At 72.4% G+C, this 19053-nt stretch carries 16 protein-coding genes and 1 tRNA gene; 10 read left to right on the plus strand and 7 right to left on the minus strand.

What is annotated here, in order from left to right:
- Positions 1-79: 79 nt before the first annotated feature.
- The 3 genes from IE294_RS11805 to IE294_RS11815 all read right to left on the minus strand — a co-directional run bounded on the left by IE294_RS11805 (position 80) and on the right by IE294_RS11815 (position 3343).
- Positions 80-152, minus strand: a tRNA-Arg gene (locus IE294_RS11805).
- 44 nt (positions 153-196) lie between these two features.
- The gene (locus IE294_RS11810; protein ID WP_189885056.1) at positions 197-1864 is read right to left on the minus strand and encodes an IclR family transcriptional regulator domain-containing protein; all 1668 of its coding nucleotides are present in this window, start codon (positions 1862-1864) and stop codon (positions 197-199) included.
- 177 nt (positions 1865-2041) lie between these two features.
- Positions 2042-3343: a M6 family metalloprotease domain-containing protein gene (locus IE294_RS11815; protein WP_189885058.1), complete on the minus strand. Its 1302-nt coding sequence runs from the start codon at positions 3341-3343 to the stop codon at positions 2042-2044.
- Between the two features lie 412 nt (positions 3344-3755).
- Here IE294_RS11815 and IE294_RS11820 point away from each other — a divergent pair, with 412 nt between their 5' ends.
- Together IE294_RS11820 and IE294_RS11825 are read left to right on the plus strand one after the other, a co-directional pair.
- Positions 3756-4403, plus strand: a complete 648-nt coding sequence (locus IE294_RS11820) for a TetR/AcrR family transcriptional regulator (RefSeq protein ID WP_189885059.1) — start codon at positions 3756-3758, stop codon at positions 4401-4403.
- A gap of 221 nt (positions 4404-4624) precedes the next feature.
- Positions 4625-6163 carry an MFS transporter gene (locus IE294_RS11825; protein WP_189885061.1) on the plus strand — a complete coding sequence of 513 codons (1539 nt, stop codon included), beginning with the start codon at positions 4625-4627 and terminating at the stop codon, positions 6161-6163.
- Between the two features lie 40 nt (positions 6164-6203).
- On the opposite strand, the gene IE294_RS11830 is transcribed toward IE294_RS11825, so the two are convergent.
- Positions 6204-6716, minus strand: a complete 513-nt coding sequence (locus IE294_RS11830) for a MarR family winged helix-turn-helix transcriptional regulator (RefSeq protein ID WP_189885063.1) — start codon at positions 6714-6716, stop codon at positions 6204-6206.
- A gap of 105 nt (positions 6717-6821) precedes the next feature.
- Here IE294_RS11830 and IE294_RS11835 point away from each other — a divergent pair, with 105 nt between their 5' ends.
- Positions 6822-7613 (plus strand): dioxygenase family protein, encoded by a 792-nt coding sequence (locus tag IE294_RS11835; protein WP_189885065.1) that lies wholly within the window; start codon positions 6822-6824, stop codon positions 7611-7613.
- A gap of 109 nt (positions 7614-7722) precedes the next feature.
- On the opposite strand, the gene IE294_RS11840 is transcribed toward IE294_RS11835, so the two are convergent.
- On the minus strand, positions 7723-8241 hold the full coding sequence (locus IE294_RS11840; RefSeq protein WP_189885067.1) for a GNAT family N-acetyltransferase: 519 nt from the start codon (positions 8239-8241) through the stop codon (positions 7723-7725).
- 218 nt (positions 8242-8459) lie between these two features.
- On the opposite strand from IE294_RS11840, the gene IE294_RS11845 reads away from it, so the two are divergent.
- Complete coding sequence (locus tag IE294_RS11845; protein WP_189885069.1) at positions 8460-9458, plus strand: sigma-70 family RNA polymerase sigma factor; 999 nt, start codon at positions 8460-8462, stop codon at positions 9456-9458.
- Positions 9459-9969: 511 nt separating this feature from the next.
- Entirely contained in the window at positions 9970-10578 is a 609-nt protein-coding gene (locus tag IE294_RS11850; protein ID WP_189885240.1) for a TetR/AcrR family transcriptional regulator, read from the plus strand.
- Between the two features lie 194 nt (positions 10579-10772).
- Here IE294_RS11850 and IE294_RS11855 read toward each other — a convergent pair whose 3' ends face one another.
- The gene (locus IE294_RS11855; protein WP_189885071.1) at positions 10773-11798 is read right to left on the minus strand and encodes a helix-turn-helix transcriptional regulator; all 1026 of its coding nucleotides are present in this window, start codon (positions 11796-11798) and stop codon (positions 10773-10775) included.
- A gap of 61 nt (positions 11799-11859) precedes the next feature.
- On the opposite strand from IE294_RS11855, the gene IE294_RS11860 reads away from it, so the two are divergent.
- The 5 genes from IE294_RS11860 (at position 11860) to IE294_RS11880 (ending at position 18264) form a co-directional block, all read left to right on the plus strand.
- Entirely contained in the window at positions 11860-13389 is a 1530-nt protein-coding gene (locus tag IE294_RS11860; protein ID WP_189885073.1) for an MFS transporter, read from the plus strand.
- A gap of 240 nt (positions 13390-13629) precedes the next feature.
- Complete coding sequence (locus IE294_RS11865) at positions 13630-14391, plus strand: DeoR/GlpR family DNA-binding transcription regulator (protein WP_014673267.1); 762 nt, start codon at positions 13630-13632, stop codon at positions 14389-14391.
- Positions 14388-15335 carry a 1-phosphofructokinase gene (gene pfkB, locus IE294_RS11870; protein WP_189885075.1) on the plus strand — a complete coding sequence of 316 codons (948 nt, stop codon included), beginning with the start codon at positions 14388-14390 and terminating at the stop codon, positions 15333-15335. The genes IE294_RS11865 and pfkB overlap by 4 nt, the downstream gene beginning before the upstream one ends.
- Before the next feature lie 391 nt (positions 15336-15726).
- Complete coding sequence (locus IE294_RS11875; RefSeq protein WP_189885077.1) at positions 15727-17871, plus strand: PTS fructose transporter subunit IIABC; 2145 nt, start codon at positions 15727-15729, stop codon at positions 17869-17871.
- A gap of 141 nt (positions 17872-18012) precedes the next feature.
- Positions 18013-18264: a hypothetical protein gene (locus IE294_RS11880; protein WP_189885079.1), complete on the plus strand. Its 252-nt coding sequence runs from the start codon at positions 18013-18015 to the stop codon at positions 18262-18264.
- A 2-nt stretch (positions 18265-18266) separates the two neighbouring features.
- On the opposite strand, the gene IE294_RS11885 is transcribed toward IE294_RS11880, so the two are convergent.
- The gene (locus IE294_RS11885) at positions 18267-19013 is read right to left on the minus strand and encodes a DUF6227 family protein (RefSeq protein WP_189885081.1); all 747 of its coding nucleotides are present in this window, start codon (positions 19011-19013) and stop codon (positions 18267-18269) included.
- Between the last annotated feature and the right edge of the window lie 40 nt (positions 19014-19053).

Below are 19053 nucleotides of genomic sequence, written 5' to 3' on the forward strand. Positions count from 1 at the left end.
TGTGTGCCATATGTGTGCTGCGAGCGCGAAGGCCCTCCCGTCCGTCGGACGGAAGGGCCTCTGACCAGGTGTTTCTCTGTGCCCCCGGCAGGATTCGAACCTGCGACACCCGCTTTAGGAGAGCGGTGCTCTATCCCCTGAGCTACGAAGGCGTGGGTGGGCGTCCTGGTGGGCGCTTGGTCCACAGGGTACCGGATCAGGACGGGGGGACGTGGGTGAAGCGGGATGCGGTGTGCAGGTCCCGCTGGATGTGGTCCGCCGTCGCGTGGAGGGCGGGGAGGAGATCGTGGACACAGTCCCGCAGGGTGCGGCGTGCCGCGTGGGTGGAGACGTTCAGGGCGGCCACCGTCCGGCCCGTGCGGTCCCGTACCGGTACGGCGATGGACCGCAGGCCCGATTCCAGTTCCTCGTCGACCAGGGCGTAGCCCTGGGAGCGGACCTCGGTGAGCGTCGGGGACGGGGGAGCGGCGGTGTCCGCCAGGAGGACACGGCCCAGGGAGGTCGCCGTGGCCGGCAGCCGTGTGCCCACGGTGATCCGTACGGTCAGGACCCGGCTGGTGCCCGCCCCGGCCGTGTACTGGATCTCCTCGCCGTCGCTCGTCAGCACCGCCAGTGCCGTCGGTTCCCGTACCGCGTCCGCCAGGGCCCGCAGGTGCGGTTCGGCAAGGCGGGGGAGTGTCGTCCGGGACAGGGGCGGGAAGCCGAGGTCCAGGACGCGCGGGGTGAGGGTGAAGGTGCGGTCGGGGAGTGCCGCCACCAGGCCCAGGTGCTCGTGGGTGAGCAGCGCCCGGCGTGCGGTGGCCCGGGACAGGCCGGTCGCGCGGGCCACCTCCGTCAGGGGCAGCGCCGAGCGGCCCTCGCCGAACGCCGTCAGCACCGTCAGACCCCGGGCCAGCGACTCCACGAAGTCCCGGCCGAGTTCGTGCTTGGACGCCGTGGTCCAGGTCGCCAGGCCGGCCGGTGCCGGACCTGGCACAGGTGCGGGTGCGGTGCGCAGGTCCGTCTCCATCGCCTTCACCGCCGTACGCAGCCGGGGCAGCAGGCTGACGCGCAGGTCCGCCGCGGAGTGCCGGCTGGTGTGGCTGACCACGCTCGCCACGCAGGCCACGCGGCCGGTGCCGGGATCCCGTACCGGTACGGACACCGCGACCAGGCCCGGCTCGATCAGCTGGTCGTCCACGGCCCAGCCGTCCCGGCGCGCCCGCTCCACCCGTTCCGTGAAGGAGTCCGTGGAGGAGTCGGGGGGTGAGCCGGGAGACGAGGCTGTGGAGGAGTAGTCGTCGGTGGGTTGTGCTCTGGGTGGTACCGCTGGGAAGGACGCGTCCTGTACGTCCTCGGCCCGGCGTTCCCGCCAGTGGGTCCAGTCCGGTTCCGTCCACTCGGTCGCGAACAGCGCGCCCGGCGCGGTGCGTTCGGCCGGCAGCAGGTCGCCGATGCGGAAGCTGACGGACAGCGCGCGGCGGCGGGTGGCCTGGTGGATGAAGCGGATGCCGTCGCGGTCGGCCACCGCCAGCGACACCGACTCGTCCAGCTCGTCGGCGAGGGCGTCGGCGCGCGCGTCGAGCAGCGCGGGCAGGCGCAGGGCGGCCAGGTAGGCGTTGCCCAGCTCCATCACGCGGGGGGTGAGGACGACGTCCCGGCCGTCGAGGCGGACGTAGCCCATGCGGCCGAGGGTGCCGGTGATCCGGTCCACCGTGGAGCGGGCGAGGCCGGTGGCCCGCTCCAGCGCGCTCGGGCTGAGCGTGCCGCCCGCCTCGGTGAGCCGCCGTAGCACCGCGACTCCGCGCACCAACGGCCCGACCGCCTCCCCCGGCGTCCCGGCCCCGGCGCGGGCATCGGCATCCACTGCGGTCATGGCGGGCATCGTCTCTCCGGTACGGCATCCCATCGGGGCATCGGGGCACGCCTACGGTAAACCCCTGCCGGCCGGACCTGAGCGGGCCGCGTGCCGGCCCCGGGCACGCTGCTGACCCGGTGAGCTCCCGGGCCGGTGGGTCCACATGCCCCGACCTCCAGCCCCCCAACCCTCAGGGCACCACCCTCACGCCCCCACCCCCGCCCCCGCCCCCCTCGTGATCCGTATCCGGTAGTTGCGCTCCTCGTCCGTGCTCAGGACCTGGACGGTGATGCCGTGGCGGGGGTCCTTGAAGGTCTCGCCGGGGGCGAAGGGCGCGTCGGAGAGTTCGGCGTGCACGTTGGGGCTGCGGGTGCAGCCGCCGCTCTGGCGGTGGCTGTCGTAGACGGTGACCGGGCCGCGGCCGGTGTCGACGCTGCCGTCGACCTTGTAGATGAGCAGTCCCGGGCGGCACACCGCCTCGTCGTTGCCGCCCTGCGCCCGGACCTCCAGCGCGTAGGTGCTGCCCGCGGTGACCGGCACCAGGACGAGCTTTCCGCCGCCCGGCCTGTACAGCGGGGACAGGGTGAACTCGGTGCTGCCCCGCGCCGCCGCGCAGCCGACCTGGCCGCCGTCCAGCCAGCCCAGCTTCCACTTGTGCCAGCCGAGCAGGTCGTTGTTGGCGCCCCAGTCCTCGCTCATGATGTCCCAGTGCCCGACCGCGCCCCCGCCCGCCTGGGTGTACAGGTCGGGCAGGCCGAAGGTGTGGCCGTTCTCGTGCGGCAGCACCCGGTAGCCGGTGCGGGAGTAGGAGCCGGAGCCGTCGTCCTGGCGGGAGTAGACGAAGGAGGCGTTGGAGATGCGGACGCCGTCGGCGACCGGGGCGTCGTCGTTCCCGGCGAAGGTCACGGACAGCACGGTGTCCAGGGCGGAGGGGCCGGCGTTCGGGGTGATGAGCACGTTCAGCAGGTCGTAGTCGCGGAAGTCCACCGTCGGGTCGGCGGCGGCCACGATGTCCTGGACCAGGTTCCGGTAGCCGGGGTCGAAGGGCGCGCCGCGCTCTATGCCGTACGCCTGGAAGGTCTTCGGCATGCGCAGCCAGGTGGTGACGGGGGTCTCGGGGCGGTAGTCGAGACGGCCGTACGACGCGGTGCGGAACCACTCCTGGGTCTGCGGGAAGAACTCGTGGAAGCGGTCCATCGCGCTGCCCGGTCCGGGTGCGTCGGGGAAGTCCACCATCAGGGTCAGGGCGTGCACGGTGCCGGTGGCGCGCGAGTAGCCGGACGGGGTGGGCAGGCCCTCGGTCATCTGCACGTCCAGACCGCCGTGGATCATGCAGGGTACGAGCGCGGAGTTGCGGGCCAGGCTGTCGGGCCCGGCGGCGGAGGTGGGCGCCGTGAGGTTCCCGGTCCCGGCCGAGGTGCTGACCGCGAGGGTCAGTGCGGTCACCATCGACAGGGCGGCAACCCGGCGCGAGCGTATGCGGCGGCGGCGGGGCTGCGGCTGCATGCGGGGACCTTTCGCGCCACGGCAGCCACCGGTCTCCGGCTGCACCCTTGCGCTCACCCTGTGTCGGCGGGACGGCGGGCGCGCGCTGGAGGAGACCGATCGTGGGAAAGCGGGGCCGCAGCGGGGTGAATCCCAGGGGACGGTGATTGTGTCTCAGGTCACATCGCTTCTTTCGGTTGGCGGGAAATAACCGGGGATGGTTTCCCCGTTTAGCCCTGTGTCCGACCGAAACGGGGACCGGTTCCCCGGATCCCGCCCGGCGCGCGAACGCTCACCGTCGAGTGCTCGTCGCCGAATCGGCGCATCGACGAGTCGTCTGGTCGCCGTCGCCGAATCGCCGAGTCACCGGATGCGCCACCGTGCACCACGGCACACCACCGTGCGGCACCCCGACCGACCCAAGGAGTTCACCGTGACCGCCACGACCGCCCCCTCCGTGCGCAAGGCGCCCCGGCCGCGCGCCGATGCCCTGCGCAACCGGGAGCGGATCGTCACCGCCGCCCGGGAGATGTTCGTCGAGCACGGTCCGGACGTGCCGCTGGACGAGATCGCCCGCCGGGCCGGCGTCGGCAACGCCACGGTGTACCGCAACTTCCCCGACCGTGACGCCCTCGTCCGTGAGGTCGTCTGCTCCGTCATGGACCGTACGGCCGAGGCGGCCGAGCTGGCCCTCGCGGAGACCGGGGACGCCTTCGCCGCCCTGGAGCGGTTCGTGCACACCGCCGCCGACGAGCGGATCAGTGCGCTGTGCCCCATGGTGTCCAGCACCTTCGACCAGCACCACCCCGACCTGGAGGCATCCCGCGAGCGCGTGGAGCAACTGGTCGAGGAGGTCATGGGCCGGGCCAAGGTGGCCGGGCAGCTCCGGCCGGACGTCGGGGTCGGCGATCTGATGATCGTCGTGGCCCAGCTGAGCCGGCCCCCGGCCGGCACGGACTGCATGCGCGGCGACCGCTTCGTCCACCGTCATCTGCAACTGTTCCTCGACGGTCTGCGGGCGCCCGCCCGCTCCGCTCTGCCGGGCCGGCCCGTCGACATCAGGGAGCTGCGCGACTGCTGACCGACGACCGACCGATCAGTTCAGCTCCCGTACCCGGTCCACCTTCCGCGGCACGACCGGTCCACCGTCCGTAGCACGGCCTCTTCATCTTTCCGCCGTACTCCGTTTTCTCGTCATTTTTCCGTCACGCCTTTCGTCACCGTCTCCTTCACGAAGTCCCGACCTTCTCCTTCACGAAGTCCCGAACTTCTCCGTCACGAAGTCCCGAAGTGGGTATCTCCATGTCCGAAGCAGCCCTCAAGGCTCCCGGCGCCGCCGCTCCGAGCGGTGATGCCAACCGCTGGAAGGCGCTCGTGTTCATCGCGCTCGCCCAGCTGATGGTCGTCCTCGACGCCACCATCGTGAACATCGCCCTTCCCTCCGCCCAGACCGACCTCGGCATATCCGACGGCAACCGGCAGTGGGTCGTCACGGCCTACGCCCTCGCCTTCGGTGGCCTGCTGCTCTTCGGCGGCCGGATCGCCGACCTGTGGGGCCGCAAGCGCGCCTTCGTGCTCGGCCTCGCCGGTTTCGCCGCCGCCTCCGCGCTCGGCGGTGCCGCCACCACCGGTGCGATGATGTTCGGCGCCCGCGCCCTCCAGGGCGTCTTCGGCGCGCTGCTCGCCCCGGCCGCGCTGTCCCTGCTCGCGGTGATGTTCACCGACGCCAAGGAGCGCGCCAAGGCGTTCGGCATCTACGGCGCCATCGCGGGCGGTGGCGGTGCCGTCGGCCTGATCCTCGGCGGTTTCCTCACCGAGTACCTGGACTGGCGCTGGACCTTCTTCGTGAACGTCCCGTTCGCCGTGGTCGCCGCGGCCGGCGCCTACTTCGTCATCCGTGAGCCGGAGGGCGGGCGCAACCGCAACCCGCTCGACATCCCGGGCGTCCTGCTGTCCACCCTCGGCCTGGTCGCGCTCGTCTACGGCTTCACCCGCGCCGAGTCCGCCGGCTGGGGCGACGCGGTGACCGTGTCGATGTTCGTCGCCTCCGTGGTGCTGCTGGTCGCGTTCGTGATCGTGGAGTCCAAGGTCAAGGCCCCGCTGCTGCCGCTGCGCGTGGTGACCGACCGCAACCGCGGCGGCATCTACCTGTCCCTCGGTCTCGCGATCATCGGCATGTTCGGCCTGTTCCTCTTCCTGACCTACTACCTCCAGGTCGTGAAGGGCTACTCGCCGGTCAAGACCGGCTTCGCCTTCCTGCCGATGGTGGCCGGCATGATCACCGGCTCCACCCAGATCGGCACCCGGCTGATGACCCGCGTCCCGGCCCGCCTGCTGATGGGCCCCGGCTTCCTGGTCGCCGCGATCGGCATGCTGCTGCTGACCCAGCTGGAGATCGACTCCTCCTACGCCGCCCTGCTGCTGCCCGCGATGGTGCTGCTCGGCCTCGGCATGGGTACGGCGTTCATGCCGGCCATGTCCCTGGCCACCCAGGGCGTCGAGCCCCGGGACGCCGGTGTCGCCTCCGCGATGGTCAACACCTCGCAGCAGGTGGGCGGCGCGATCGGCACCGCCCTGCTGAACACCATCGCGGCCTCGGCGACCACCTCGTACATCAAGGACCACATCGCCGGTGCCGCCTCCAAGCCGCAGCAGCAGCTGGTGATGCTCCAGGGCCAGGTGCACGGCTACAGCTCCGCGATCTGGTTCGCCGTCGGCATCCTGGCCGCCGCCGCCCTGATCGCCTTCACCTTCGTCAACGCCGGCCGTCCCGGTTCCACCCCGGTGGCCTCCGGCGCGGGCGTCGAGGACGAGGTGCCGGTCCCGGTGGTGGCCCACTGACCGGCCGTACGGACCGACCCGCCCTGGGTCGACTGGCTGACTAGCGGAGCCAGGGCAGGTCCGCACCCGCTTCGTTGGGCTGGAGGCCCTCGGCGACGATCTCCATGATCTCGCCGAGGGCCTTCTGCTGTTCCGGGCTCAGCCGGTCGAACAGCGCCTGCCGCACGGCGGTGACATGGCCGGGCGCGGTGCGCCGCAGCACTTCGCGCCCCGCGTCGGTGAGGACGGCGAACTGGCCGCGCTTGTCGGAAGGGCAGTCCTCACGGTGTACCCAGCCGTTCTTCTCCAGCCGGGCGATGGCGTGCGAGAGCCGGGAGCGGGTGATCTTGGCCTTCATGGCCAGCTCGGTCATCCGGAGCCGGCGGCGCGGCGCCTCGGCGAGGCTGACGAGGAGGCCGTAGTAGATGTGCGGCATGCCCGCGTCGCGCTGGAGCTGCCGGTCGAGGTGGTCCTCCAGCAGGGTGGTGGCGTGCAGGTAGGCGCGCCAGATGCTCTGTTCCTCGTCGGTGAGCCAGCGGTGCCGCGCGGCGGCGGGGTCCGGTGCCGTGTTCATATCCCCCACTGTACGAGTCAGCTTCTTGAAACTTGAACAAGTCACGCGTAGAGTTTCCGTGAGAGCTTGAGAGTTAAAGCATCTGGATCACCGGGAGCCGCCGCGATGTCCGCCACCGCCCAGGAGCGCATGCCCGCGCTGTACCTCAGCCACGGCGCCCCGCCGCTCGCCGACGACCCCGTCTGGCCCGGCCAGCTCGCCGCCTGGTCCGCCGACCTGCCCCGGCCCAAGGCGATCCTCATGGTGTCCGCGCACTGGGAGGAGGCCCCTCTCGCCCTCGGCGCGGTCGAGACCGTTCCGCTCGTCTACGACTTCTGGGGCTTCCCCGAGCACTACTACCAGGTGCGGTACGCCGCCCCCGGCGCCCCCGCGCTCGCGGAGTCCGTCCGCAAGCTGCTGCGCGCCCCCGGCATCCCCGTCCAGGACATCCCCGACCGCGGCCTCGACCACGGCGCGTACGTCCCCCTCGTCGAGATGTTCCCGGACGCCGACATCCCCGTCCTTCAGATCTCCCTGCCCACCCTCGACCCGGTGCGCCTGATGGACATCGGCCGCAAGCTCGCCCCCCTGCGCGACGAGGGCGTGCTGATCGTCGGCTCCGGCTTCTTCACCCACAACCTGGCCGCCCTGCGGTACGCCGGCCCGGGCGTGCCGAGTTGGTCGTCCGAGTTCGACGACTGGGGGCGGCGAGCCCTGGAGACCCGCGACTGGGACGCGCTTCTCGACTTCCTGAACAAGGCCCCGGCCGGCCGCTACGCCCATCCGCGCACCGAGCACTTCGCCCCGCTCTTCGTGACCATGGGCGCGGCGGAGGCGGGCGGCGAGCTGGACGCGCAGAAGTCCGTCATCGACGGCTTCTGGATGGGAATGGCGAAGCGGTCGGTGCAGTTCGGCTGAGGTGAGGGCCGGGCCGCGGCGGTCCGGCCGAGCCGCGCGGTTCGGCGGGGCTGCGGGGCGTCCCGGCTGAGCGGCGAGGGTCCGGCCGGGCCGCGGCGGTCCGGCCGAGCTAGAGGGGCTTCTCGTACCAGGCCACGTCCCAGTAGCGGCCGAACTTGCGCCCCACCTCGCGGTACGTGCCGACGTGCGCGAAGCCGAAGCGCTCGTGGAGCCGGGTGGAGGCCTCGTTCGGCTGGGCGATGCCCGCGTAGGCGCGGTGCACGTCCTCCCCGGCCAGGGCGTCGAACAGGGCGCCGTAGAGCAGCGTGCCGATCCCGCGCCGGCCGGAGTCGGGGGCGACGTACACCGAGGTCTCCACGGACGTCGCGTACGCCGGCTTCGGCCGGTAAGGGCTGGATGTGGCGTACCCCAGAATCTCCTGTGACTCCGCGTCCGTGGCAACCATCAGCCGGTGCGGGCCGTCTTCCGGGTGGGAGAGCAGCCAAGGGCGGCGCTCTTCCGGAGTGAAGACCGCGGTATCGAATGTGATGGCCGTCCCACGCACATAGTGGTTGTAGATCGCCGTGAGGGTGTCGAGGTCCGCCTCGATTCCTGGTCTGACCTGCGTCTCAGTGGGCTCCGACCGCATCTTGCCTCCCAGCGTGGCGGACAGGGTACTGCATGATCAGAAAAGTCGGGGGGCGGGTTGGGAATTCTGTCCGGATTCCAGTCGTTGTTTCCCACGGATGCAGGGCACTCGGAGAGGGTCTCGGAGCGAGAGCGAGTGAGCGAGTCCCAGAGACTCCCCCGTCAGTGCCGAGCGTTCGCCAGGACCACCCGCCAGCCCACCATCGCAAGGGAGCACGCATGGCAACCCGTGCCGTCGCCCGTCGTCAGTCCGCCACCGGCGAGACGGCCGACTCGGCAAGCAGTGTTCGCGCTCATGGCGGCGAGATCGCAGACCGCGACCTGGTCGGCATGTACCTCGACGAGATCGCGCGTACGCCGCTGCTCGACGCCGCCAAGGAGGTCGAGCTGTCCCAGACCATCGAGGCGGGTGTGTTCGCGCGGCAGGTCCTCGACGGTGAGGAGGAGTCCAAGACGGACGCCACCCGCGAGGAGCTGGAGGCCCTGGTCGCCGCCGGAGAGCGGGCCAAGGACGTCTTCATCCGCTCCAACCTCCGCCTGGTCGTCGCGGTCGCCCGGCGCTACCCGCGCAGCGGTCTGCCGCTGCTCGACCTGGTCCAGGAGGGCAACGCCGGCCTGGTGCGCGCCGTCGAGAAGTTCGACTACCGCAAGGGCTTCAAGTTCTCGACGTACGCCACCTGGTGGATCCGGCAGGCCATCACCCGCTCGATCGCCGACCAGTCCCGCACGATCCGGCTCCCCGTCCACCTGGTGGAGGAACTGGGCCGCATCCGCCGCGTGCAGCGCGAGTTCAACCGCGAGCACGGCCGCGAGCCGGAGCCGGCCGAGATCGCCGCGGAGCTGGGCTCGACGCCGGAGCGCGTCACGGACGTCCTCGACTGGTCCCGCGACCCGGTCTCGCTGAACATGCCGGTGGACGACGAGGGCGAGACCCAGTTCGGCGACCTGCTGGAGGACACCTCGGCGGTCTCTCCCGAGCAGTCCGTCATGACCCTGCTGCGCAGCGAGGAGCTGGACGACCTGATCGGCCGCCTGGACCAGCGCACGGCCTCCATCATCAAGATGCGGTACGGCATCGAGGACGGCCGCGAGCGCACCCTGACCGAGGTCGGCAAGGAGCACGGGCTCACCCGTGAGCGGATCCGGCAGATCGAGAAGCACGCGCTGCTGGAGCTGAAGAAGCTGGCCCGCCAGACCGGTTTCGACGCGGCGGCGTAACGCAGGGGGTGCACGGGGCGCACACCCGGTGGCGAAAGACGGCGCAAACATGGCGTGGTCCTATCGCTTCAACCGCTGGGCCCGAGGGAACAACCCTTCCGGGCCCGGCAGCGGGCCCCGGGAACCGCACTCCCCACTCCACCGCACAGCCCCGGCCGGTCCCACCCGGCCGGCCCACGTGAACCACGTCCCGTCGCAATCCCCCCCCGGCGCCGGGACCTTCCCGAGCCGGACTTCGGCGCCCATCCCCCCCCGGGCGCCGGAGTCCGGCTTCTTCTCGTGAGGGGGCCACGGGGGCCGGGGCCCGAGGGTCAGTGGGGCCGTGTCCGGCCCTGACCTGCTGGAAAGGCGGCCCACCCCGTACCTGAACCCCGGGGTGGACCACCGGATGGCAGATTCTGCCACACGGGCATAGCCTGCCGGGATGAGCACCACCCCCAGCGCCGCCCACCAGCCGTTTTCCGCCTCCGCACCGGTGTCCCTCACCGAACGCAGGAAGGCCGAGACACGGATAGAGATCGCCCGGGCGGCGGCAGCCCTCTTCGTCCAGCACGGCCTGCGGGCCACCCGCGCCGAGGACATCGCCCAGGCCGCGGGTATCGCACCGCGCACCTTCTACCGTTATTTCGCCACCAAGGAAGAGGCGGTGTCCCCCCTCTACGCGGCCGGCGCCCAGCGCTGGACCGAGGCGGTCCGTACGGCCCCGGCCCATCTGACCCTCCCCGAGGCCCTGGAGCACGCCGTCCGGCACACCCTCACCCCCGGCCTCGGCGTCTCGGTCGCGTCCTGGGAGTGGCTCCGCACCCTGGTCCGCCTCGCCGACACCAGCCCGGCCCTGCGCAAGGTGTGGGCGGAGGTGTGCCAGACGTCGGAGGGGGCGCTGGGGGAGATCCTGATGAGGCGAGCCGAAGCGGCGGGGAGTCCGGCCCCGCTCACCCCGCACCTCCGCTTCGCCGCGGCCGTGGCCGGTGCCGCCGTGCGCGTGGCCGTGGAGTCCTGGGCCGCCACGACGACCCCACCCACCGGCCCGGACGGCCCGGCGTCCCTGGCCCTTCAGAACCTGCGCGCCCTCCGGTCCTTCGAGTGGGGCGAGAGCGAGGGCCGGGGCGGGGGGTGGTGAGGCGGCCTGGACAGAGGTGAGGTGCCCCAGGGGAAGGGGAGGCAGGCGCCCCGGCCCACGGTGAGCGGTCCGGGTGGCGGTGAGGCGCCCGCGAACGTGAGGCCCCCGCGAGGGTGAGGCGCCCGCGAACGTGAGGCGCCCGCGAACGTGAGGCGCCCGCGAGGGTGAGGCGCCCCGGTCACGGTGAGGCGGTCCTACACCCTCCCGTCGGTGTCGGTGTCGGTGTCGGTGTCGGTGTCGGTGTCGGCGTGGGCGTCGGCCCCCGCCGCTCGGCTCAACCGGCCCCCCAACTCCCGCACGGACTCCACCAGTTCCTCGGGCTCGCGCACCGCGAACTCGTAGCCGGCCATCACCAGCCGCACCGCCAGCCACTCCAGGGGGTCGCCGGTGGTGCCCCGCAGGACACAGCCGCCCGAACCGTCGTCCTCGGGCACCCCGAGCCACCGCGGCAGGCGTCCGGACACCCGGTCCGCCGGTGCGGCGAACCGCACCTCGAACGCGTACGTCTCCTGCCGCCGCTGGATCGACTGCCGCAGGAACTCGGCGGCGCTCCCCGTCGGCAACTCCCGGGGCGCGAACCGGACTCCGGTCGCGAACGGCTCGCTCACCCGGTCGACCCGGAAGGTGCGCCAGTCCGCCCGGTCGAGGTCGTACGCGACCAGGTACCAGCGTCGGCTCGTCGACACCAGCCGGTGCGGCTCGGTCAGCCGCCGGGACGCGCTGCCGTCCTTGTCGCGGTAGGCGAACCGCAGCCGCTCCCGCCCGGCCACCGTCGACGCCATCACGGTCAGCGTCTCCGGGGCGATGCTCGGCCCGTCCCCGCTGGTCAGCGGCGTGGTCGCGGACTGGAGCGTGGACACCCGGTGGCGCAGCCGGGAGGGCAGCACCTGCTCCAGCTTCGCCAGGGCCCGTACGGACGCCTCGTCCACCCCCTCCACGGCGTGCCCGGCGCCGGCCCGCAACCCCACCGCGATGGCGACCGCCTCCTCGTCGTCCAGCACCAGCGGAGGCATCGCCTTGCCCGCCACCAACCGGTACCCGCCGTCCGCGCCCTTCGTCGCCCGCACCGGATAACCCAGCTCCCGCAGCCGGTCGACGTCCCGCCGCACGGTCCGCCGCGACACCCCGAGCCGCTCGGCCAGCTCACCGCCGGGCCACTCACGGGGCGTCTGGAGGAGCGAGAGGAGCTGGAACAGCCGGGCCGGAGTGTCGGTCGTCATACAGCGAGCATGCCGGAAAAATAGGACACGATCCGACCTAATGCGGCCCTAAGGTCGCTCCATGACCCCGAACGACAGCACCACCGCACAGAGGCGCGGAGAACTGCGCGCACCGACCGCCGACCGCTCCCGCTGGCTCGCCCTGGCCATCGTCATGACCGCGGCCTTCATGGACCTGGTGGACGTGACGATCGTCAACATCGCCATCCCGTCCATCCAGCGCAGCGCGGGCGCTTCGGTCAGCCAGATCCAGTGGATAACCGCCGGCTACGCCCTGGCCTTCGCGGCGGGCCTGATCACCGGCGGGCGGCTCGGCGACATCCACGGCCGCAAGCGGCTGTTCCTCATCGGTGTCGGCGGCTTCACGCTCGCCTCGGCCCTGTGCGGCTTCGCCGTGAACCCGGAGATGCTGGTCGCCTCCCGCATCCTCCAGGGCGGCATGGCGGCGCTGATGGTGCCGCAGGTGCTGTCGATCGTGCACGCCACCTTCCCGGCCCATGAACGCGGCAAGGTCTTCGGTCTGTTCGGCGCGATCGTCGGCCTCGGCGCGGTCTCCGGCCCGCTGCTCGGCGCACTGCTGACGGAGTGGAACCTGTTCGGCCTCGAATGGCGGCCCATCTTCCTCATCAACCTCCCTGTCGGCGTCCTGGCCTGGCTGCTGGGCCGTCGTTTCATCTCCGAGTCCAAGGCCCCCAGGGCGCTGAAGCTGGATCTCGTCGGCGTCGCCCTGGTCACGCTGGGCCTGCTGATGCTGCTCTATCCGCTCACCCGCGGGCGGGAGCTGGGCTGGCCGCTGTGGGGGTACATGTGCATGGCCGGCGCGCTCGCCGTCTTCGCGGCGCTGGTGTCGTACGAGAAACGGAAGGCCGCCAGGGACGGTTCCCCGCTCATCGAACTCTCCCTCTTCCGGGTGAAGAGTTTCGCCGCGGGCATCGCCGTACAGACCGTCTTCGGGGTCGCGCTCGGCATCTTCTTCCTGGTCTGGACGCTGTACATGCAGATCGGCCTGGGCTGGAGCCCGCTGCGGGCCGGGCTGACCGGGGTGCCGTTCTCGATCGCCGTGTCCACGGCGGCCGGGCTGTCGGTGCAGCAGCTGGTCCCGCGGTTCGGGCGGAAGGTGCTCCAGGCGGGCGCGCTGGTGATGGGCGCGGGCGTGCTGCTGTACCTGTGGGAAGCCCGCCACTACGGTCTCGCCATCGCCTCCTGGCAGATGGCCCTGCCGCTGGTCGTGATGGGTGCCGGCATGGGGCTGATCGTCGCCCCGCTGACCGACGCGGTGCTTTCGGAGGTGCCGCGCGAGCACGCCGGTTCCGCGTCCGGGCTGATCAACACCGTGCAGCAGATGGGCAACGCGCTGGGGCTGGGGCTGGTGTCGGTGGTCTTCTTCGGGCAGATCGGGGACCGGCTGACCCGGGCCCAGGTCGGCCCGGCCTTCGTGCACGCCTTCCAGCACGCGCTGTGGTGGGTCGCCGGGATCATGGCCGCGATCTTCCTGCTGATGTCCGCCCTGCCGAAGCGACCGGCCCAGCATGTGGAGGGCGGAGCCGAGGAGGCGCCGGCCGCGGAGAAGGAACCCGCGCTGGCGCACTGACCAGGCAGGACGAGGGGCCCGGTACCGGTTCGGTACCGGGCCTCCGCGCTGCCCGGACCGCGCCGGAGGTTCGCCGGACGCCCACCCGGAATCGCCCGGAAGTCCGTTCATGCCCACACCAGGCCCGGATCTGTTTACTTTCCGGAAATCCGAGCGTAGCCTGCCGCTGAAACCACACGTTCGGGCATGACCCGGAAATGGTCGGACATCGGTCGGACATCGAGGCGGAGGCGAACGGACATGTACGCACCGGAACGGCAGCAGGAGATCCTCCGGCTCGCCCGTGACGGCGGCCGGGTGGACGTGCTGTCGCTGGCCGAGGAGTTCCAGGTCACCGCGGAGACGATCCGGCGCGATCTGAAGGCCCTCGACCGGGCCGGTCTGCTCCGCCGGGTGCACGGCGGTGCCATCCCGGCCGGCCGCCTCGACTTCGAGCCGGACCTCGCCGAGCGCGAGACCACCGCCGCCGACGAGAAGGACCGCATCGCCAAGGCCGCCCTGTCCGAACTGCCGGCCGAGGGCACGATGATCCTCGACGCCGGTACGACGGTGGCCCGCGTCGCCGCCGCCATCCCGCTGGAGGCCCGGCTCACCGTCGTCACGCACTCCCTGCCGATCGCCGCCCGCCTCGCCGACCACCCGGGCATCCAGCTCCATCTGATCGGAGGGCGCGTACGGCACCGTACGCGCGCCGCCGTGGACGCGTGGGCGCTCCGCGCCTACGGCGAGATCCGCGCCGACGTGCTGTTCGTCGCCGCCAACGGCTTCTCCGCCGAGCACGGCCTGACCACCCCCGACCTCGCCGAGGCCGCGGTCAAGCGGGCCGCCGTCGCCGCCGCCCGGCGCGTGGTGCTGCTGGCCGACTCCTCCAAGCACGGCCAGGAGCACTTCGCCCGCTTCGGCGACCTGAGCGACGTGGACCTGCTGATCACCGACAGCGGGCTGAGCCCCGAAGACACCGCCGCCATCGAGCGCGGCGGCACGGAAGTAGTGCGCGCATGATCCTCACCGTCACCCCGAACCCGTCCCTCGACCGCACCTACGAGGTCCAGGCCCTCAGGCGCGGCGAGGTCATCCGCGCCGAGACCGAGCGCATGGACCCCGGTGGCAAGGGCGTGAACGTCTCGCGCGCGGTCGCCGCCGCCGGCCGGCGCACGGTCGCGGTGCTGCCCCTGGGTGGTGCGCCGGGGGCGCTCGTCGCCGAACTGCTCCACGCGCAGGGCATCGAGGTCGCGCCGGTCCCGGTCGTCGGAGCCACCCGCTCCAACATCGCGCTCGCGGAGGCCGACGGAGTCCTCACGAAGATCAACGCGCCGGGTCCGGAGCTGTCGGGGCCCGAGCAGGAACTCCTCCTGGACACCGTCCGGTCCCAGTCCCGCGACGCCGACTGGATCGCTTGCTGCGGCAGCCTGCCCCGGGGGCTCGTGCCCTCCTGGTACGCCGATGTCGTCACGCGGGCGCACGCCGGGGGCGCCCGGATCGCGCTGGACACCTCGGGGCGCGCGCTCCTGGAGGCGCTGCGCGCGCGGCCCGACGTGGTCAAGCCGAACGCCGAGGAGCTGGCGGAAGCCGTCGCGCGCCCCCTGACGACCGTGGGCGACGCGCTCAAGGCGGCGGAGGAGGTGCGCGGGATGGGTGCCCGCGCCGTGCTGGCGAGCCTGGGCGCCGACGGCCAGCTGCTGGTGTCGGACGACGGTGCGTGGTTCGGTAGCGCGCGCGTGTCCGCGGTCCGCAGCAACGTCGGCGCCGGTGACGCCTCCCTGGCCGGCTTCCTCATCGCCGGCGGCACCGGTCCCGACGCCCTGGCCTCCGCCGTCGCCCACGGCGCCGCCGCCGTCCAGCTCCCCGGCAGCGTGATGCCGACCCCGGCCGACCTGGACCCGGCGGCGGTGACCGTGACCACCGACATCCCCGTGGACCGCGAACTGAGGGAGCCGGCGTCATGACCGCCACGCCGTGTACGACCGCTCCGGACGGCGTGACACTCGCTCCGGCCGCCCGTGGAACGTGGGCGCGTGCCTCGGCCGCTCCGGTGGTGGGCGGCGTGAGCGCTCCGGCGCAGGGGCCGACCGTGCGCGGTTCATCCGTTACGCGTAAGTCCCTCACGGTTCCGCCCGTTACAGGCGCGTCTGTTGCCTTCGGTAGGGGTCTCCCGCCGGCCCCGTACCGCTCCACCGCTCCCCACCTGCCCCCCGCCCCCGATACGGCGGCCCCGCCCCGCTTCCCCCGTCGCGGTGTCCCGTCGGCCCCCGTCCGCCCCACCGCCCCCCACAAGACCCCCGTCCCCACCTCCGCCCACTCCTCCCCCCGGGCGGCACGCGTGCAGAGGAGCCCGCGATGAGCGACATGATCACCGCGGACCTGGTCGATCTCGACCTGTCCGCCGACACCAAGGAAGCGGCGGCCCGTGCCCTCGCAGAGCGCATGGTGAGCCAGGGCCGGGTGACCGACCTGGAGGGCTTCCTCGCCGACGTGGCCGCCCGGGAGGCCCAGATGCCGACCGGCCTGGACGGCGGTATCGGCATCCCGCACTGTCGCAGCGCCCATGTCACCGAACCGACCCTCGCCTTCGGCCGCAGCGCGGCCGGCATCGACTTCGGCGCAGCGGACGGCCCGGCCGACCTGATCTTCCTGATCGCGGCACCCGCCGGCGCCGACGACGCCCACCTCACGATCCTCTCCTCCCTCGCCCGCCAGCTGATGAACGACGAGTTCACCTCCGCGCTGCGGGCGGTGGGCGATGCGGAGACGGCGGCGGCGCTGATCCGGGGAGACGAGGCACCGTCGGCGAAGAGCGCCGAGGACGCCTCCGAAGACACCGCTGCGGCCCCGGTGGCGGCCTCCACCGGCGCCGCAGCGGGCAGGACGGCGCACACGCCGGACGCGGACGCGAGCACCGGGGGCGCAAGCCCGCAGGACGCGCCCGCGGCGGACACCGCACCGCCCGCCGCGGAGCCCCGAGACTCCGGCGAGCGTCCCTTCCGTGTCGTCGCCGTCACCTCCTGCCCGACCGGCATCGCCCACACCTACATGGCGGCCGAGTCCCTGGAGAACGCCGGTCGCGAGGCGGGCGTCGAGGTGGTCGTCGAGACGCAGGGCTCGGCCGGCTTCGCCCGGCTGGACCCGGCGGTGATCGCGGCGGCGGACGGCGTGATCTTCGCGCACGACGTCCCGGTGCGCGACAAGGACCGCTTCGCGGGCAAGCCGACCGTGGACGTCGGTGTGAAGGCGGGCATCAACCGCCCCGCCGCACTCCTCGCGGAGGTCCGTGAGAAGGCGGCGCGCGGCGAGGCGAGCGCCCCGGCGCACGCTTCGGCCGGTACGCCGGTCGACCGCGCGGGCGACTCCACCGAGGGCTACGGCACCAAGCTCCGCAAGTGGCTGATGTCCGGCGTCAGCTACATGGTCCCGTTCGTCGCCGCGGGCGGTCTCCTCATCGCCCTGGGCTTCGCGATCGGCGGCTACAAGATCAACAAGGCGCCGTCGGTGATGGACCACTTCGTGTGGACCCAGGCCGACAGCTGGGGTGCCCTGCTGTTCCAGATCGGCGGCGTGGCCTTCGGCTTCCTGGTCCCGGTCCTGGCCGGCTACATCGCCTACGGCATGGCCGACCGGCCCGGCCTGGTCCCCGGCTTCGTCGGCGGCGCGATCTCCCTCACCATCAACGCCGGCTTCCTGGGCGGTCTGGCGGCCGGTCTGATCGCCGGTGGCGTGGTGATGGCGATCCAGAAGGTGAACATCCCGGCGGCGTTGCGCGGCATCATGCCCGTGGTGGTGATCCCGCTGATCTCCTCGGCGATCGTCGGGTTCCTGATGTTCGTCGTGATCGGCAAGCCCATCGCCTCCGCGCAGAAGGGCCTGACCGACTGGCTGAACGGCCTCACCGGCACCAACGCCGTCCTGCTGGGCGCCCTGCTCGGCCTGATGATGTGCTTCGACCTCGGCGGCCCGGTCAACAAGGTCGCCTACACCTTCGCCACCGCCGGCATCGCCGTCTCCGACCCCAGCGACTCCGCCATGAAGATCATGGCCGCGGTGATGGCGGCCGGCATGGTCCCGCCGCTGGCGATGGCCCTGGCCACCACCGTGCGCGGCAGGCTGTTCACGCAGACCGAGCGGGAGAACGGCAAGGCCGCCTGGGTGCTGGGCGCGTCCTTCATCTCCGAGGGCGCGATCCCGTTCGCGGCGGCCGACCCGCTGCGGGTCATCCCGTCCTCGATGGTGGGCGGTGCGCTCACCGGCGCCCTGTCGATGGCCTTCGGCGCCACCCTGCGCGCCCCGCACGGCGGCATCTTCGTGGTCCCGCTGATCGGCAACCCGTTCCTGTACCTGGTGGCCATCGCGGCCGGCGTCTGTGTCACCACGGCCCTGGTGGTCCTTCTCAAGGGGCTGCGCAAGCCGGTCCCCGGGGCCACGGCCACCGATCCCGCCGCACCGGCGGCCACCGCGCCGAAGGGGACCAAGCAGCCGATAGCGGCCTGACCGCCGCACCGCCGGCCACGGCGCCGCGCCCCGCTGCTCCTGCCTCTTGTCCCTTTGGTTCGCTGTGAGTTGTTCACGGCACCTGCGAGATACGTCACGGTCCGGGACCAAAGTCCCGGACCGTGGTGTGTACTGGGAGGCATGCCTGAGCACGCCCCGACCTTCCAGCTGATCGGCGTGGCCGTCCTCGCCGTGGCGGCCGTCGTCTGGGCCGTCGTTCTGATGCGTCTGCTGCGCCGCGCCGGCCGCCGGACCGTCGTCCGGCGCTCCACCGCGCCGCTCCCGGCCCTGCCGAGCCAGACGCGGGTCGGACCCTCCCGGGAGTCCGTCGAGCTGACGCCCGCCGAACAGGACGCGTTCGCGGGCCTGGTACGGCACCTCGCCAACGGCTGACCTCAGCCCTGCCGCGCCGCGCGCCGCTCCATCGCGTCCCGGGCCGCGTCCTCCGACAGGTAGACCTCGCACATGTGCCGTCCGTCGGGCGTCGCTGTGTGCTCGACCTCCCACAGGGAGATCTCGGTGCCGTCCGGCAGCAGGAAGGCGTGCTCGTACAGCGCGTAGCTCAGCCCGGCCCGTCCGGCCCGCCCCGGCCGGCCGAACGCCTGGGTGATCTCGTGCGCGGTCGCCGTCGCCAGCAGTGCCGCCGTCCGCGCGTCGGGCCGGTCCGGGTTCTCCGCGCGGCGCAGCAGCCGGCGCGCGTGGTCCGCCGAGTCGTCGGAGGCGTACATGTGCCGGGGCTCGGGAATCGCCCACAGGCGCATCAGCGCGGGCAGCTCGAAGTCCCGCGTCTCCGGGGGCAGACCGAGCCGTGCCGTGGCGGTCTGCACCTCCTCCTCGTCGACGTACACCTCGTGCTCCGGCGCGCTGCCCGGCGTGGGGTTGTGCACCAGCTCCCACAGCGTCACCGCCGAGCCGTCGGCGAGCAGCCAGGTGTGCCGGTACGTCTCCCGGTGCAGCCCCGCGCTGTGGTACGCGGAGTGCAGCGAACTGTCGTGCGCCAGCGCGCAGTCGAGTCGCCTCAACACCTCGTCGGGCAGCTCGAAGGAGTTCAGGGCACGGCCGAGGAGCCGCGCGAGATGCTCCTCAGGAGACTCGGGCGACTCGGCTGGTTCGTACGCTGCGGTCTCGTACGGAACGCTCAAGGCTTCTCCCGGCGTTGCTGCATGTCACCTTGTGGGTGCA

Origin of the sequence: Streptomyces canarius (assembly GCF_014650735.1) — a bacterium.
Lineage (GTDB): Bacteria > Actinomycetota > Actinomycetes > Streptomycetales > Streptomycetaceae > Streptomyces > Streptomyces olivaceoviridis.